At 74.5% G+C, this 15,452-nt stretch carries 14 protein-coding genes; 4 read left to right on the plus strand and 10 right to left on the minus strand.

The annotated features are described in order from the left end of the window. Positions 1 to 8: 8 nt before the first annotated feature. Positions 9 to 1,442, minus strand: a complete 1,434-nt coding sequence (glnA, locus tag CNO22_RS03995) for a type I glutamate--ammonia ligase (RefSeq protein WP_100498056.1) — start codon at positions 1,440 to 1,442, stop codon at positions 9 to 11. A 164-nt stretch (positions 1,443 to 1,606) separates the two neighbouring features. Here glnA and CNO22_RS04000 point away from each other — a divergent pair, with 164 nt between their 5' ends. Then, entirely contained in the window at positions 1,607 to 2,029 is a 423-nt protein-coding gene (locus CNO22_RS04000) for an RDD family protein (RefSeq protein WP_100498057.1), read from the plus strand. Between the two features lie 105 nt (positions 2,030 to 2,134). Here CNO22_RS04000 and CNO22_RS04005 read toward each other — a convergent pair whose 3' ends face one another. From CNO22_RS04005 to CNO22_RS04025, 4 genes are all read right to left on the minus strand, one after another. After that, on the minus strand, positions 2,135 to 2,944 hold the full coding sequence (locus CNO22_RS04005; RefSeq protein WP_100498058.1) for a DUF4191 domain-containing protein: 810 nt from the start codon (positions 2,942 to 2,944) through the stop codon (positions 2,135 to 2,137). 54 nt (positions 2,945 to 2,998) lie between these two features. After that, positions 2,999 to 3,973 (minus strand): lipoyl synthase, encoded by a 975-nt coding sequence (gene lipA, locus CNO22_RS04010; RefSeq protein WP_100498059.1) that lies wholly within the window; start codon positions 3,971 to 3,973, stop codon positions 2,999 to 3,001. 78 nt (positions 3,974 to 4,051) lie between these two features. Continuing rightward, a complete protein-coding gene (locus CNO22_RS27450; RefSeq protein WP_157936788.1) occupies positions 4,052 to 5,230 on the minus strand; it encodes a hypothetical protein in 1,179 nt (392 codons plus the stop codon). A gap of 294 nt (positions 5,231 to 5,524) precedes the next feature. Next, positions 5,525 to 5,806: an EAL domain-containing protein gene (locus tag CNO22_RS04025; RefSeq protein ID WP_100498061.1), complete on the minus strand. Its 282-nt coding sequence runs from the start codon at positions 5,804 to 5,806 to the stop codon at positions 5,525 to 5,527. Between the two features lie 218 nt (positions 5,807 to 6,024). On the opposite strand from CNO22_RS04025, the gene leuS reads away from it, so the two are divergent. Then, positions 6,025 to 8,913 (plus strand): leucine--tRNA ligase, encoded by a 2,889-nt coding sequence (leuS, locus tag CNO22_RS04030; RefSeq protein ID WP_100498062.1) that lies wholly within the window; start codon positions 6,025 to 6,027, stop codon positions 8,911 to 8,913. 64 nt (positions 8,914 to 8,977) lie between these two features. Here the strand turns inward: leuS and lipB are convergent, their stop codons facing one another. The 3 genes from lipB to CNO22_RS04045 form a co-directional block, all read right to left on the minus strand. Further along, positions 8,978 to 9,619, minus strand: coding sequence for a lipoyl(octanoyl) transferase LipB (gene lipB, locus CNO22_RS04035; protein WP_100498063.1), 642 nt, complete (start codon positions 9,617 to 9,619; stop codon positions 8,978 to 8,980). Between the two features lie 94 nt (positions 9,620 to 9,713). Next, positions 9,714 to 10,448, minus strand: a complete 735-nt coding sequence (locus CNO22_RS04040; RefSeq protein WP_100498064.1) for a Type 1 glutamine amidotransferase-like domain-containing protein — start codon at positions 10,446 to 10,448, stop codon at positions 9,714 to 9,716. Positions 10,449 to 10,462: 14 nt separating this feature from the next. After that, positions 10,463 to 11,695, minus strand: a complete 1,233-nt coding sequence (locus CNO22_RS04045) for an FAD-dependent oxidoreductase (RefSeq protein ID WP_100498065.1) — start codon at positions 11,693 to 11,695, stop codon at positions 10,463 to 10,465. Between the two features lie 119 nt (positions 11,696 to 11,814). Between CNO22_RS04045 and CNO22_RS04050 the strand changes: the two genes are divergently transcribed. Beyond that, complete coding sequence (locus CNO22_RS04050) at positions 11,815 to 13,473, plus strand: serine/threonine-protein kinase (RefSeq protein ID WP_100498075.1); 1,659 nt, start codon at positions 11,815 to 11,817, stop codon at positions 13,471 to 13,473. Positions 13,474 to 13,479: 6 nt separating this feature from the next. Here the strand turns inward: CNO22_RS04050 and CNO22_RS04055 are convergent, their stop codons facing one another. Together CNO22_RS04055 and CNO22_RS04060 are read right to left on the minus strand one after the other, a co-directional pair. Next, entirely contained in the window at positions 13,480 to 14,388 is a 909-nt protein-coding gene (locus CNO22_RS04055) for a TIGR01777 family oxidoreductase (RefSeq protein WP_100498066.1), read from the minus strand. Between the two features lie 164 nt (positions 14,389 to 14,552). Then, positions 14,553 to 15,224, minus strand: a complete 672-nt coding sequence (locus CNO22_RS04060) for a 2-oxo acid dehydrogenase subunit E2 (RefSeq protein ID WP_232806771.1) — start codon at positions 15,222 to 15,224, stop codon at positions 14,553 to 14,555. 10 nt (positions 15,225 to 15,234) lie between these two features. On the opposite strand from CNO22_RS04060, the gene CNO22_RS28810 reads away from it, so the two are divergent. Next, positions 15,235 to 15,452: leucyl aminopeptidase family protein (locus CNO22_RS28810; protein ID WP_232806772.1), on the plus strand; the 218-nt coding region annotated here is incomplete at its 3' end.

The raw sequence follows: 15,452 nt of genomic DNA on the forward strand, positions 1-15,452 counted from the left end.
CGACGGGGTCAGATGTCGTAGTACATCGCGAACTCGTGCGGGTGCGGGCGCAGCCGGATCGGGTCGATCTCGTGCTCCCGCTTGTACTCGATCCACGTCTCGATCAGGTCGGGGGTGAACACCCCGCCGTCGATGAGGTACTCGTGGTCGACCTCGAGCCGGTCGAGGACGGCGTCCAGCGAGGCCGGCACCTTCTCGATGCCGAGGGCTTCCTCGGGCGGCAGCTCGTAGAGGTCCTTGTCGACCGGCGCCGGCGGCTCGATCTTGTTCTTGATGCCGTCGAGGCCGGCCATCAGCATCGCTGAGAAGGCGAGGTAGGGGTTGGCCGACGGGTCGGGCACGCGGAACTCGATGCGCTTGGCCTTGGGGCTGTCGCCGGAGATCGGGATGCGGCAGCAGGCCGAGCGGTTGCGGGCCGAGTAGACCAGGTTGATCGGGGCCTCGTAGCCGGGCACCAGGCGGTGGTAGCTGTTCACCGTCGGGTTGGTGAAGGCCAGCAGCGACGGGGCGTGGGCCAGCAGGCCGCCGATGTAGTGGCGGGCGGTGTCGGACAGGCCCGCGTACCCGGTCTCGGCGTGGAAGAGCGGCTCGCCGTCCTTCCAGAGCGACTGGTGGCAGTGCATGCCCGAGCCGTTGTCGCCGAACAGCGGCTTGGGCATGAAGGTGGCGGTCTTGCCGGCGGCCCAGGCGGTGTTCTTGATGATGTACTTGAACAGCATCAGGCTGTCGGCCGACCGCAGCAGCGTGTCGAACTTGTAGTTGATCTCGGCCTGACCGCCGGTGCCCACCTCGTGGTGGCCGCGCTCGAGCTCCAGCCCCGCGCGGGCCAGGTTGAGCATCATGTCGGCGCGCAGATCGCTCTGGTGGTCGTACGGCTCGACCGGGAAGTATCCGCCCTTGGGGCGGGTCTTGTAGCCCAGGTTGGGGCCGCCGTTCTCGCCGGTCAGCGAGCCGGAGTTCCAGGAGCCCTCGACCGCGTCGATGTGGTAGTAGCCCTCGTTGATGCCGGTCGAGTGCCGGACGGAGTCGAAGACGTAGAACTCGGCCTCGGGGCCGAAGTACGCGGTGTCGGCGATCCCGCTGCTGGCCAGGTACGCCTCGGCCTTCTTCGCCACGTTCCGCGGGTCGCGGCTGTAGGCCTCGCGGGTGATCGGGTCGTGGATGAAGAAGTTGATGTTCAGCGTCTTGTGCTTGCGGAACGGGTCCACGAAGGCGCTGTTGGCGTCGGGCAGCAGCAGCATGTCCGACTCGTTGATCGCCTGGAAGCCGCGGATCGACGACCCGTCGAAGCCCAGGCCCTCGGAGAAGGTGTCCTCGCCGAACGTCGACGCAGGGATGGTGAAGTGCTGCATGACGCCGGGCAGGTCGCAGAAGCGGACGTCGACGAACTGGACGTCGTTGTCGCGGATGTAGGCGGCGACCTCGTCGGGACTGGTGAACATGGATCCTCCGGGTTGGGGCGGACAGCCGTGGCGAACGTACGAGCGGGCGGTTGCCCCGCGGTGTCTCGGGTGTTTCGTGCCGGTAACAACGGCGTCCGGCGTGTCGCCGGACCGTTGCCGCCGGTCAGCCGGTCGGTCTGCGGTCGCGTCCTACGCTGAGGGCCATGGTCCGGGACGCGCAGCCACCCTCTCAAGAGCGCCCGCGGGGTGCCGCACTGGGGCTGCCCGCCGAGGGGCCCGGTGCACTGGCCACCTTCGGCAGCCGGGTCGGCGCCTTCCTGGTCGACGCGGTCGCCGCCGCGCTCGTCGCGGGCCTGTTCACCGCGCCGTCGCTGCCCGGCAACTGGAGCCTGCTGCCGTTCGGCCTCATCACCGTGGTCACCCTGGTCGCCTTCGGCCAGACGCCGGGCATGCGGCTGTTCGGGCTGCGGCTGGCCCACCCGCGGCCGGAGGAGCGGCTGGCCCTGTGGCGGGCCGTCGTCCGGACGGCGCTGCTGATGCTGCTGGTGCCCGCCCTCGTGGTGGACGCCGACGGTCGCGGGCTGCACGACCGGCTGACCGACACCGCCGTGGTCCGCGACTGTTGAAGGACCTCCCTGCCCCCACCGCTCGGCCCCCTCCCGGGTACCGCCGCGAGCATGCGAGCGGTGGGGAGGAGGGGGTCCTTCCGCCTGCAGGGAGGCCATCCGGGGTCAGCGCCGGCGGACCTGCCGCTGACTGACGCTCATCTGCCGGCCGCCGGGGAGCGGGCCGCCGGGCACCGGCATCCGGCTGCCGCCCAGGGCGGCGAGCCGCTTGCGCAGGGCGTTGAGCTCACCGCCGGAGAGGTTGCGCGGCAGCTTCATCACGTGGGCGCTGAGCTTGCGCAGCGGCACCTGGCCCTCCTCGTCACCGACGAGGACGTCGTAGATCGGGGCCTCCCCGGCGATCCGGGCGATGCGCTTCTTCTCCTGGGCCAGCAGCGGACGGACCCGCGACGGTGCGCCCTCGCCGACCAGGATCACGCCGGGGCGGCCGAGCACCCGGTGGACGGCATCGAGCTGCGTGGTGCCGGCGACGCCCGCGGAGACCTGCCAGTCGCCGCGCATGCCCTCGAGGACCCACGCCGCGGCGCCGGGCTGCCCCTCCACCTGGCGGTAGGCCGAGCCCTGCGCGCGGCGGCCGAAGACGATCAGCGCGGCGAGCGCGCCGAACAGGATCGCGATCGGCAAGAAGAGGAACGGCGAGCTGAGCAGGACGCCGATGAGCTCGACCACCGCGGCGGCCGCCACGAAGGCGATCAGCATGACCCAGGGCAACTTGGGGTCGTTCTTGCGGGTCAGCGAGTAGGCCTGCTTGATCATGCGGAACTGGTTGCCGACCTTCTTCAGCCGGCCGACCTTGGGCTGGCCGTCCTTGCCGACCTTCGTGGCGCCCCGGCCGCGGGCCTTGGAGCCGGGCCCGGTGGCGGCCTTGCCGGTGCCGGGCGGCGCGGGGGAGTCGGTGGGCCTGCTGCGTGCCATGTCCCCAGGATAGGGGCGGGCGCGGCCGGTCCTGCCGGACTGGCCGCGACGTCCTCAGATCGAGCGGGTCAGCCCGCGCGCCTCGACGGCCTGCTGGTACAGCCGCCCGGCCCGGTAGGAGCTGCGCACCAGCGGCCCGGCCAGCACGCCGGGGAAGCCGATCTCCTCGGCCTGTCGCTGGAACTCCACGAACTCGTCGGGCTTGACCCAGCGGACGACGGGGTGGTGCCGGGGCGAGGGACGCAGGTACTGGGTGATGGTCAGCAGGTCGCAGCCGGCCTCGTGCAGGGCCCGCATCGTCTCGACGACCTCGTGCGGCTCCTCGCCCATGCCGAGGATGAGGTTGGACTTGGTGACCAGCCCGGCCTCGCGGGCGGCGGTGATGACCGCCAGTGAGCGCTCGAACCGGAAGCCGGGGCGGATCCGCTTGAAGATGCGCGGCACGGTCTCGACGTTGTGGGCGAGCACCTCGGGCTGCGAGGAGAAGACCTCGGCGAGCTGCGCCGGGTCGGCGTTGAAGTCCGGGATGAGCAGCTCGACGCCGCACCCGGGGACGGCGGCGTGGATCTGGCGCACCGTCTCGGCGTACAGCCAGGCGCCGCCGTCGGGGAGGTCGTCCCGGGCGACGCCGGTGACCGTGGCGTAGCGCAGCTGCATCGTGGCGACGCTCTCGGCCACGCGGCGCGGCTCGTCGGCGTCGAACTCGGCGGGCTTGCCGGTGTCGATCTGGCAGAAGTCGCAGCGCCGGGTGCACTGGTCGCCACCGATGAGGAAGGTCGCCTCCCGGTCCTCCCAGCACTCGTAGATGTTGGGACAGCCGGCCTCTTCGCAGACGGTGTGCAACCCCTCGCGGCGGACCAGCGACTTCAGCTCGGTGTACTCCGGGCCGGTCTTGAGCCGGGTCTTGATCCACTCCGGCTTGCGCTCGATCGGGACCTGGCTGTTGCGGACCTCGAGGCGCAGCAGCTTGCGGCCGGCGGGCGCCAGGGGGGCGTCGGTGGAGGGGGTCGGGGCCACCGTCTCGCTCATGATCGACCACGGTACCCCCGGAGACGGCAACGCCCGCCTCGGCAGAGGCGGGCGTTGCTGCTCAGGGACGGGGTCGGGTCAGGTCGCCGGGTTGCGCGGGTCCTCGGAGTCCGAACCGATGCCGCCGGAGGCCGTCTGCGGCTGGTCGTTCGGCGAGGCCGTGGCGGTGTCCAGCGCCGGGTCGTTCGAGCTGGTCGTCGCGGTGCCCGGAGTGGCGGAGCCAGGGGTCTCCGTGGGCTTGGACTGCTGGGCCCACGAGCCCGCATCGGTGTCGGGCGGGGTGGCGTCCCCTGCGGTGGTCTGGGCGGTCGAGACGGTCTTGTCGGAGTTGCTCGGGGAGCTGGGCACGGGGTCCTCTCGGTAGCTCGGCACGGGCCCGTCGCCGGTGGAGGCGGGGGTCCACAGGTCGTCGGAGCCGCTGCGGCGGCGCAGCACCACCGCCACGGCGGCGGCGATGCCGAGGACGGCGAGCAGCCACGGCCAGCGCCGCGGCGTGGGCTCGATCCCGACCTTCCGCTTGGCTCCCTTACCCGCCTTCGCGACCTTCTTCTCCAATTCACGGCGCTTCTTCGCCGCGGCCTTCTCGAGCTCCGCGCGCTTCTTCGCGGCCTTGGCGGTCGCGGCGGCGAGCTCCAGGCGGCGCAGCTCGAGCTCGTCACGAGCGCTGCCCAGCCCGGAGCTGAGCGACTCGCGGGTGGTCTCCAGCACCGGGGTGACCGCCTCGCGGGCGGCCAGCACCCGGGGGGCGGCGTAGGCCAGCGTGGCGGCCTGGGCGGCGGTCAGTCGGGGGACGACGTCCTCCGCCATGGTCCGCTGTGCCGCGTCGCGGGCGGCCTCGACGCGGGGGGTGAGGTCGGCGGCGGCCTTGGTGGCGGCGGCCTGGGCGGCGGTCACCGCCGCGGTCAGGTGGGGGACGGCGGCGTCGCGGGCGGCCTCCATCCGGGGACCGAGCGCCTCACGGGTCGCGAGGACGCGGGGGCCGAGGGCGTCGCGGGCGGCCTCGACGTGCGGGCCGAGGGCGTCGCGGGCGGCCTCGACGGCGGGCGCGGCGACGGCGACCGCGGCGGCGACCTTGGGCGCGACCGCCGCCTTGGCGGCGTCCAGCGCCGGACCGCTCGCCTCGCGGGCGGCCTCCACGCGCGGTGTCAGCTGCTCCGTCGCTGCCCGCCGGGCCTCCGCCACCGCCGTGCCGATGTGGGCGAGGCCCTCCTGCAGCTCCTCGCCGATGATCTGGCCGTGCGTCTTCTTGCGGAACACGGGATGCACCTCCGGTTGATCGTGTCGGCGGCCATCCTGCCCGGTCCCCGCGGACGGCACACCCCGATGCAATCTCCGGGGCGGCGGGTGCGACGAGGGCTCGACGGCGTCGCGGGGTGCGGCTGCATTCCTCCGCGGGATCGCGGCAGGGCGCTCCCCGACGGCCTGCCGGGGCCGGCTGACCCTGCGCCGCCTGCAGGTGCACGTCGCCGGCCCCGCCCGAGGTGTCCGATCCCGACCGCCTGGGCGTGGGGGCTGCCGAGGTGGCGCCCCACCTGCATCGACGCGCTATCGTTACAGCGGCTGTAGCGGGCTCGCGGGACGGGTCAACCGCGTCAGCAGGTCCTCGACCGGCATCGGCCGGGCGATCGCGTACCCCCGCGTGGTGTCGCACCCCAGCGCGGCGAGCGCCGTGGCGGTCCCCGGGTCCTCCACGCACGCGGCGACCAGCGTGCGGCCGAGGTCGCGGGCGAGCGCGACGGGGCGCCGGACGATCGCCGTCGCACGGGGGTCCCGCCCGACGTGGAGTGTGAGGCTCCGGTCGAGCTCCAGCTCGTGGGCCGGGAGGTGGCGCAGGTAGGCCGGTGAGCGGTCCTGGCCACGGTTCCTCCCCTGCGCGGGTGAGAGCGGGGAGGGGCGCCGACCGGGGTAGGCTCGGGGGCGTGACCAGGCGGCTCCTCCTTGTGCGGCCGTGCTGACCTGAGATCCCCCGTCAGCACGGCGACCCCTCCTGCGTGAGGGGTCTTTTGCTGTCCGCCGCCGGTACGAGCACCCCGAGGACCAGGAGCACGACGATGAGCCAGACGGCCGACCAGCCGAGTGTCGAGCAGGTGGGGGACGTCCCGCCGCACCGCTACACGCCCGCCCTGGCGCAGCGGATCGAGCTCGCCTGGCAGGACCGCTGGGAGGCCGAGGGGACGTTCCACACCCCGAACCCGACAGGCCGGCTGTCCGAGGGCTTCGAGCGGGTCGCCGACCGGCCCAAGTACTTCGTGATGGACATGTTCCCGTACCCCTCGGGGGCCGGCCTGCACGTCGGCCACCCGCTGGGCTACCTGGGCACCGACGCCACGAGCCGGTTCCGCCGCATGGACGGCGCCAACGTGCTGCACCCGATGGGCTACGACGCGTTCGGCCTGCCCGCCGAGCAGTACGCCGTCCAGACCGGCCAGCACCCGCGGGTCACCACCGAGGCCAACATCGCCGCCATCAAGGTGCAGCTGCGCCGGCTGGGCATCGACCACGACGAGCGCCGCACCTTCGCGACGATCGACCCGGGCTACTACAAGTGGACCCAGTGGATCTTCCTGCAGGTCTTCGGGTCCTGGTTCGACGAGGACGCCGGCAAGGCGCGGCGGATCGCCGAGCTGGTAGCCGAGCTGGACGCCGGCACGCGCGAGCCGGCGCCCGGCACCAACGACACCGGCCGGCCGTGGGCCGAGCTGGACGACGTCGAGCGGCGCCGGGTCGTCGACGCGCACCGGCTGGCCTACCTGCACCAGGCCCCGGTCAACTGGTGCCCGGGCCTGGGCACGGTGCTGTCGAACGAGGAGGTCACGCCCGACGGGCGCTCCGAGCGCGGCAACTTCCCGGTGTTCCGGCGCCCGCTGACCCAGTGGATGATGCGGATCACCGCCTACGCCGACCGGCTGCTGGAGGACCTGGACCGGCTGGACTGGTCGGACTCCCTGAAGCTGATGCAGCGCAACTGGATCGGCCGCTCCACCGGCGCGCGGATCGGGTTCTCCTGCGCGGATCAGACGATCGAGGTCTTCACCACCCGGCCCGACACGCTGTTCGGCGCCACGTACATGGTGCTGGCGCCCGAGCACCCGCTGGTCGGGACGCTGACCGCCGCGGAGTGGCCGGACGGCACCGACCCCCGCTGGACCGGCGGCGCGGCGACCCCCAGCGAGGCGGTGCGCGAGTACCAGCGGCAGGCCTCCCGCCGGTCGGAGCTGGACCGGCAGGACGCCGGCCGCGAGAAGACCGGCGTGTGGCTGGGGGTCAGCGCCGTCAACCCGGTGAACGACCGGGAGCTGCCGGTGTTCATCGCCGACTACGTGCTGACCGGCTACGGCACCGGCGCGATCATGGCCGTGCCCGGTGAGGACACCCGGGACTGGGAGTTCGCCGAGGCCTTCGGTCTGCCGGTGATCCGCACCGTCCAGCCTCCGGCCGACTGGGACGGCGGCGCCTGGACCGGCGGCGGCCCGATGATCAACTCGGCCAACGACGAGATCTCGCTGGACGGCCTCGACAAGGCGGAGGCCATCGCCCGGATCACCGAGTGGCTGGTCGCCAGGGGCTACGGCGAGGCGACGACCACCTACAAGCTGCGCGACTGGCTGTTCAGCCGGCAGCGCTACTGGGGCGAGCCCTTCCCGGTCGTCTACGACGAGAACGACCTGCCGGTCGCCGTCCCGGACTCGATGCTGCCGGTGCTGCTGCCCGAGGTCGACGACTACTCGCCGAAGACCTTCGCCGACGACGACGCCGACTCCGCCCCGGAGCCGCCGCTGTCGCGGGCGACGGAGTGGACGACGGTCGAGCTGGACCTGGGCGACGGCCCGAAGAAGTACCGCCGCGAGACCAACACCATGCCCAACTGGGCCGGGTCCTGCTGGTACTACCTGCGCTACCTGGACCCGGGTGACGACACCCAGATGGTCGACCCGGAGCTGGAGCGCTACTGGCTGGGCCCGCGCGAGCGCGGGGACGTCGGCGGCGTCGACCTGTACGTCGGCGGCGTCGAGCACGCCGTCCTGCACCTGCTGTACGCCCGGTTCTGGCACAAGGTGCTGTTCGACCTGGGGTACGTCTCCAGCGAGGAGCCGTTCCGCCGGCTGGTCAACCAGGGCTACATCTCGGCCTACGCCTACACCGACGAGCGGGGCTTCTACGTGCCCGCCGCCGAGGTGGTCGAGGAGGACGGCCGCTTCACGTTCGAGGGCAAGCCGGTCAACCGTGAGTACGGGAAGATGGGCAAGAGCCTGAAGAACATGGTGACGCCGGACGAGATGATCGCCGCGTACGGCGCCGACACGCTGCGGGTCTACGAGATGTCGACCGGCCCGCTGGAGCAGTCGCGGCCGTGGGAGACCAAGGCCGTCGTCGGCTCGCAGCGGCTGCTGCAGCGGATCTGGCGGGTGATCGTCGACGAGGAGACCGGCGCGGTCCGGACGGCGGACGACGCGCAGCCGGCCGAGGAGACGCTGCGGGCGCTGCACCGGGCGATCGCCGGCGTGCGGGACGGCATGGCGACGCTGCGGTTCAACATCGCGATCGCCCGGATCACCGAGCTGACCAACCACCTGACCCAGGTCCACGGCGCCGACTCCGCGGTGCCGCGGTCGGTGGCCGAGCCGCTGGTGCTGCTGGTGGCGCCGCTGGCCCCGCACATCGCCGAGGAGCTGTGGGCGCGGCTGGGCCACGAGCAGTCGCTGGCGTGGCACCCGTTCCCGGAGGCCGACGAGCGCTGGCTGGTCGAGGACACGGTGCAGGTCGCCGTCCAGGTCAACGGCAAGGTGCGCGCCCAGGTGACCGTCCCGGCGGACGCCGACGCCGCCGCCCTGGAGGCCGCCGCCCGCGCCGACGAGAGGGTGGCCGCGCACCTGGACGGGAAGACGGTGCGCCGCGTCGTCGCCGTCCCCGGCCGGCTGGTCAACTTCGTCGTCGGCTGAAAGAGGACCTCCCTGCCCCCCACCACTCGCACGCTCGCGGCGGGACCCTGCAGGGAGGCCGTCGTCAGACGGGGACGGCGGCGGTGAGCACCTCGCGCATCGCCGCCTCCACCGGGTCGATGACCTCGGCGACGGTCACGTCGCGGCCCAGCTCGGTCGTGAGCGAGGTGGCGCCGGCGTCCACGATCCCGCAGGGGATCATGTTGCTGAAGGCCGACATGTCGGGGTCGCAGTTGAGCGCGAACCCGTGCATGGTCACGCCCCTGGCCACCCGGACCCCGATGGCGGCGACCTTGCGGTCCGGGCCGCGATCGTCGGCGCGCACCCACACGCCGCTGCGGCCCTCGACCCGCTCGGCGGCCAGGCCGAGACCGTCGCAGACCTCGATGAGCGCCGCCTCGAGGCGCCGCACGTGGGCGACGACGTCGACCGGGTCGGCCAACCGGACGATCGGGTAGCCGACGAGCTGGCCGGGGCCGTGCCAGGTGATCTTGCCGCCGCGGTCCACGTCGATGACCGGAGTGCCGTCGAAGGGGCGCTCGTGCGGCTCGGTGCGCTTGCCCGCGGTGTAGACCGGCGGGTGCTCGAGCAGCAGCAGCGTGTCGGGGCCCTCGCCGGCCACCCGGGCCGCGTGCAGCTCGCGCTGCATCGCCCATGCCTCCTCGTAGGGAACCGTGCCCGCCCGGACGACCTGCAGCTCGCTCACGGGACCCAGCCTAGAGAAAGGACCCCCTGCCCCCACCACTCGCCAGCTCGCGGCGGGACCCTGCAGGGAGCCGGAGGGCCTGGAACGGGGTCGATCAGCGCAGCCGGCGCGGCTCGATGCGGGTCTCGACGGCCGTGCCGTCGGGCCCCCGCTCCACCCGGTAGGCGGCCTTGTCCGGCCGGTCGGCGACCGCCTCCACCAGCTCGGTGCCGCGGTAGACCAGCCCCACGCCGTCGTCGGTGGCGTGCCCACCGGGCAGCGTGCCGTCGGCCACGAGCCGGTGGTACAGCGGACGGCGCTGCTCCTCGGAGTCGTAGTGCACACCGTTGGACGTCGGGATCAGCCCCAGCCCGTTGGTCACCGGGCGCAGGTCGGGGCCGTAGGAGTCGGTGGTGCCGCCGACGTGCCAGCACAGCGACCCGGCCGACACCCCGCCCAGCACGACCCCGGCCTCCCACACCTCGCGGAACACCTCGTCGACCCCGTGCACGCGCCACACCGCGAGCAGGTTGGCCACGCTGCCGCCACCGACCCAGACGACGTCCTGGGCCAGCAGGTGCGCGCGGACGTCGGGCACGGTCGGCATCGGGAACAGGCTCAGGTGGCTGACCTGCACCCCGCTGCTGGCGAAGGCGCCGTACACGCCGGCCACCCGCACCGGGTCGTCGCCGGCGGCGGTGCCGAGATAGCACAGGCGCGGCCGCTCGGGCGCACCCGCCAGCTCGAAGGCGAGGTCGAAGACCGGGCCCGGCGCCCAGTCGTAGGGGCCGCGGCGCCGGGAGTCGAAGCCGATGCTGGTCGCCAGGATGATCGGGGCGGTGGCGGGCACGGTCAGGCGGCTCCTCACTGGTCGGCGCCCAGGGCCCGCAGGACGGCGCGGGCGGCCCGCGCCCCGCTGGCCATCGCGCCCTGGATGGACGGGGTGTCGCGGTGGTCGCCGGCCACGAACAACCCGTCGCCCAGCTCGACCGGCTGCCGCAGGCACAGCGGCGGGACGGCGGCCGGCTGGGCCCGCGGCACGGTGACCGAGGTGAGGTGCTCCAGGTCGCCCGGGCCCACGCCGTGCAGCGCGGCGACCTCGGCGCGCACGTCGACCTCGCGGGTGGCGGCGAGGCTGGAGCTGGCGACCAGGGCCCGGCCGTCGGGGCTGTAGGCGGGCTGGGCGTCAGTGAGCACGACGCCGTTGACCAGCCGCCCGCCCGGCGTCCCGAGGACCAGCAGCGGCTCCCCGGTCGGGGAGGCGGGCAGCACGTGGAAGTGGGTGGTGACCTGCCGCGGCGCGGACGCCGTCAGCCCGGGGACCAGCGCGGCGGCGGTGCCGGGGTCGGTGGCGACGACGACCGCGTCGGCACGGGTGTGCCTGTCGTCGGTGGTGACCGCGTCGCCGCGCACGGCCGTGACCGGGACACCGAGGTGCAGGCGGTCGGGACCGACCCGGTCGGCCAGCTGCTCGCCGATCGACTGCATGCCGCGGGCCGGCGGGCCGATGGCGCCGCGCGCGAAGCTCCGCCACAGCAGGTCGAGGTAGTGGCTCGAGGTCTCCAGCCGGTCCTCCAGGAGCACCCCGGCGAGGAAGGGCCGGAACAAGCGCTCCAGCGCCGTGTCGCCCACACCGGCCCGCCGCAGCCGGTCCTCGGCGCTGGTCTCCCGCTCCCGCAGCAGGCGCTCGACCGGGGTGTAGCCGGCCCGGGCGGAGTAGGCGGCGATGGCGGCCCTGCGCAGCGGTGACCCGAGCGGCGCGCGCAGCGTGTCCAGCGCGGCCGTGGGCCGCCGCCGCGGGTCGACGACGCGGGACCGGCGGCCGTCGACCCGGACGACCGCACCCGGCCAGAACCAGCCGAGGTCGAGCGCCGCCAGGTCGAGGTCGGCAGCCCGCGGGTAGCCGGTGTTGAGCACCTGGAAGCCGCGGTCGACGACGAAGCCGTCGACCCGCTCGGTGGACAGCCGCCCGCCGGCGTGTGCGGCCGCCTCGGCGACGTGCACGTCGACGCCCGCGGCGTGCAGCCGGACGGCCGCCGACAACCCGGCCAGCCCGGCCCCCACGACGACGACCTGGGCGCGGGCGGGCAACGGCATGGACCCGAACCTAGGACCCCCGGCGCCGGCCCACCCGTCCGGGCCCGGCGTTGTGGAGGCGGCCGGCGCCTGTGGACAGCGTCGGCAGGGGAGCCGCCGGTCCGCCTACGGTGCCCGGCATGCCGTCGTCCCCTCCCGCACCCGTCGTCCCCGGCTACCGGCTCGAGGAGCTGCTCGGCCGCGGCGGCTCCGGTGAGGTGTGGCGCGCGGTGCCCCGATCGGGCGGCCCGGCGGTCGCGGTCAAGCTGCTGGTGGCCGGGGACGCCGAACGGCAAGCGCGCGAGGCGGCGTTGCTCGGGGAGCTGGACCACCCGCACCTGGTCCGGCTGCACGAGGTGGTGCACGAGCCTCGCCGTGGTGGGCAGCCGCGGGTGGCCCTGGTGCTCGACCTGCTGGCCGGCGGCAGCCTGGCCGCACTGCTGGCCCGCCGCGGCCGGCTGCGGCCGGGGGAGGTGGTCACCGCCCTCGCTCCCGTGGCTGCCGCGCTGGCGCACGCGCACGAGCACGGGGTGGTGCACGGCGACCTTTCCCCGGGCAACGTCGTGTTCACCGCCGAGGGGCGCCCGGTGCTCACCGACCTGGGCGTGGCACGGGTGCTGGGGGAGACGGCGGCCGGTGAGGTCACACCGGCCTACGTCGACCCCACCGTGGCCCGCGGTGGGGCGCCCGGCCCGGCCTCGGACGTCTTCGGTGTCGCCGCGGCTGCGTTCCACGCGCTGACCGGGGTGGCGCCGTGGAACGCCGCGACGCCGGCCGACACACTGGGGGTGGCCGCGGAGGGTGCGCTGCCGGACCTCGCCGAGCTCGCCCCCGACGCCCCGGCGGACCTGCTGGCTGTCGTCACCCGCGGGCTCTCGGCCGACCCGCACGACCGCGGGTCGGCCGCCGCATTCGCGTTGGACCTGCGGCACGCCTGCCGCCCCGAGCCCGTTCGGCTACCGAGGGCCGGAGTGCCCGACGAGGAGCTGGCCCGCACCGGCCGCGGCCCGCGCACCGAGCTCACCCACCAGGTGCCCGGGCGGCACCGGCGGGTCGTCGAGGAGGCCGCGCCCGGACGCCCGGGCCTGCGCGCCCGGCTCGCGGCGTCCGGCCCGCTGCTGCGGCGAGCGGCCGTGCTGGCCGGCGTGGCCGCCGCCGTGGTCCTCGTGGTCCAGCTCGGTGGCTGGTGGGGCGGGGCACCGGCACCGGCGCCGGAGCCGGCCGCCCCGGCCGACCGAGCCGCCAGCACACCACGCACGCCGGAGCCGGCACCCAGCCCATCGGCGGCCGCGCCGACGTCAGCTGCCGCGCAGACGCCGGCGTCCCCACCGCCGGTCCCCGCCCCGGGGGTCACCGCGGCTCCGACGACGGCCGCCTCGTCGGAGCCCGCTCCCCGGCCCGAGGAGGACTGGCGAGCCCGGCTCACCCGGCTGTACGAGCGCCGGTCGGAGGCGCTGACCTCCGGGTCCGTGCGGCTGCTCGACGACGTGTACGTCCCCGGCAGCACGCTCCTCGCGGCCGACCGGGACACCGTGGCCGCCCTGACCGCGGCCGGGGAGGCGCTGCGCGGCTTCGCGCCCGAGGTGGTCAGTGCGAGCCTGCTCGACGGGACGCCCGGCGCGGGCCCGGTGACCCTGCGGGTGGTGGACCGCTGGCCGGCGTACGAGGTGGTGCGAGCGGCCGACCCCGGCGGCCCGGCGCTGCGCCCGGTCCGCGAGCGCGGCGCGGCGGAGGTGCGGATGACGCTGGAGGCGACCGCCCAGGGCTGGCGGATCTCGTCGGCCGAGCGGGTCGGGTGAGGCGGGTCAGCCGCGCTGCAGGGCCGCCCGGAAGGCGTCGTCGAGGTCGGGATGCGTCCACCGGTAGCCGGCCCGCTCCAGGGCGGCGGGGACGGCACGCTGCCCGGCCAGCACGCTGGAGCGGCCGAACTCACCGAGGGCGAGCGAGAGCAGCAGGCCCGGGACCGGCAGGACAGCAGGCCGGTGCACCGCCGCGGCCAGGCGCCGGACGAACTCGGCGTTGGTGACCGGGCGGGGGCCGGTGAGGTTCACGGGCCCGGAGACGTCGGCGGTCAGCAGGAAGCGGATCGCGTCGACCTCGTCGTCCAGGCTGATCCACGGCCAGTACTGCCGTCCGGACCCCATGCGCCCGCCGAGGCCGGCCCGGAAGACCAGGCCCAGGATGCGCATCAGCATGGCGTCGCGCCCGACGACCAGGCCGGTGCGCAGGTGTACCACCCGCACGCCGGCGTCCTCGGCAGGTCGGGTCGCGGCCTCCCAGTCGGCGCACAGCCGGGCCAGGAAGTCACTACCGGGCGGCGCGTCCTCCTGCACCGCCCGGTCGCCGGTGTCGCCGTAGTAGCCCACGGCCGAGGCCGAGAGCAGCACCCGACGGCGGCCCGGGTCGGCACCGGCCGCCGCCGCCAGCGCCTCGCTGACCGTGGTGGTGCTGTCCAGCCGGCTGGAGCGCAGCTGCTCCTTGTAGCCGGCGGTGAAGGGGCGCGGCCGGATGGGGGTGCCGGCCAGGTTGACCACGGCGTCGACGTCGGACAGCAGGTCCGGGTCGATCCGCCGGTGATGGGGGTCCCAACGGTGCTCGTCGGCCGTCCGCGGCGTCCGGCGCACCAGCCGCAGCACCTCGTGCCCGTCGGTCCGCAGGGCGGCCACCAGGCGCGTCCCGATCAGCCCGGAGGAGCCGGTGACCGCGACCTTCATCTGTCTCCTCCAGGGGGCGGACGCGATCGGGGCCCCGGCTGCTGCCGGGGCCCCGATGGCCCCCTGCAGGGTCCCGTCGCTGGCCCCGTCCAGAGGCTCATCCCGAGCTCGCGAGGGATGGGGAGGATGGGGTCCTTCGACGATGGGGGGCAGGGGGTCCTTGTTCAGGCGAGGCCGAGCTCGCCGTGGAACTGGCCGGCCTCCAGCCGCTCCTTCACCGAGCCGAGGAAGCGGGCCGCGTCGGCGCCGTCGACGATCCGGTGGTCGTAGGTCAGCGCCAGGTAGACCATCGACCGGACCGCGATGACCTCGCCGAGGTCGCGGTCCTGGACGACGACCGGGCGCTTGACCACGGTGCCGACGCCGAGGATCGCCACCTGCGGCTGGTTGATGATCGGCGTGTCGAACAGCGCCCCGCGGCTGCCGGTGTTGGTCAGCGTGAAGGTGCCGCCGCCGAGCTCGTCCGGGGTGACCTTGTTGGTGCGGGTCCGCTCGGCCAGGTCGGCGATCTTGCGGGCCAGTCCGCCGATGCTCAGGTCGCCGGCGTCCTTGATGACCGGCACCAGCAGGCCGCGCTCGGTGTCGACCGCGACGCCCAGGTTCTCGGCGTCGTGGTAGGTCACCGTGCCGGCCTCGAGGTCGATCGAGGAGTTCACGGCCGGGTGGGCCTTGAGCGCTTCGACCGCAGCCTTGGCGAAGAACGGCAGGAAGGAGAGCTTGACGCCCTCGCGCGCCTCGAAGTCCTTCTTGGCGCGGTCCCGCAGCCGGGCGATGGCGGTGACGTCGGCCTCCACGACCGTCGTCAGCTGCGCGCTGACCTGCAGCGACTCGACCATCCGCCGGGCGATGACGGTGCGCAGGCGGGAGAGCTTCTCGGTGCGCCCGCGCAGCGAGGTGTCGGGCTGGGCGGCCGGCGAGGGGCTCGGGGTCGGCCGGCCGGAGGTGGCGGCCGGGGCCTGCTCCGGGGCCGGTGCGGCCGCCGTGATCGCCACCGTCTGCCTGGTCGCCGAGCTGGGCCTGCCGGTCGAGGTCACCGCGACCGTGCCGATGGCCGAGAACCTGCC

Origin of the sequence: Geodermatophilus chilensis (genome assembly GCF_002802985.1) — a bacterium.
In the GTDB taxonomy this organism is placed as follows: Bacteria; Actinomycetota; Actinomycetes; order Mycobacteriales; family Geodermatophilaceae; genus Geodermatophilus; species Geodermatophilus chilensis.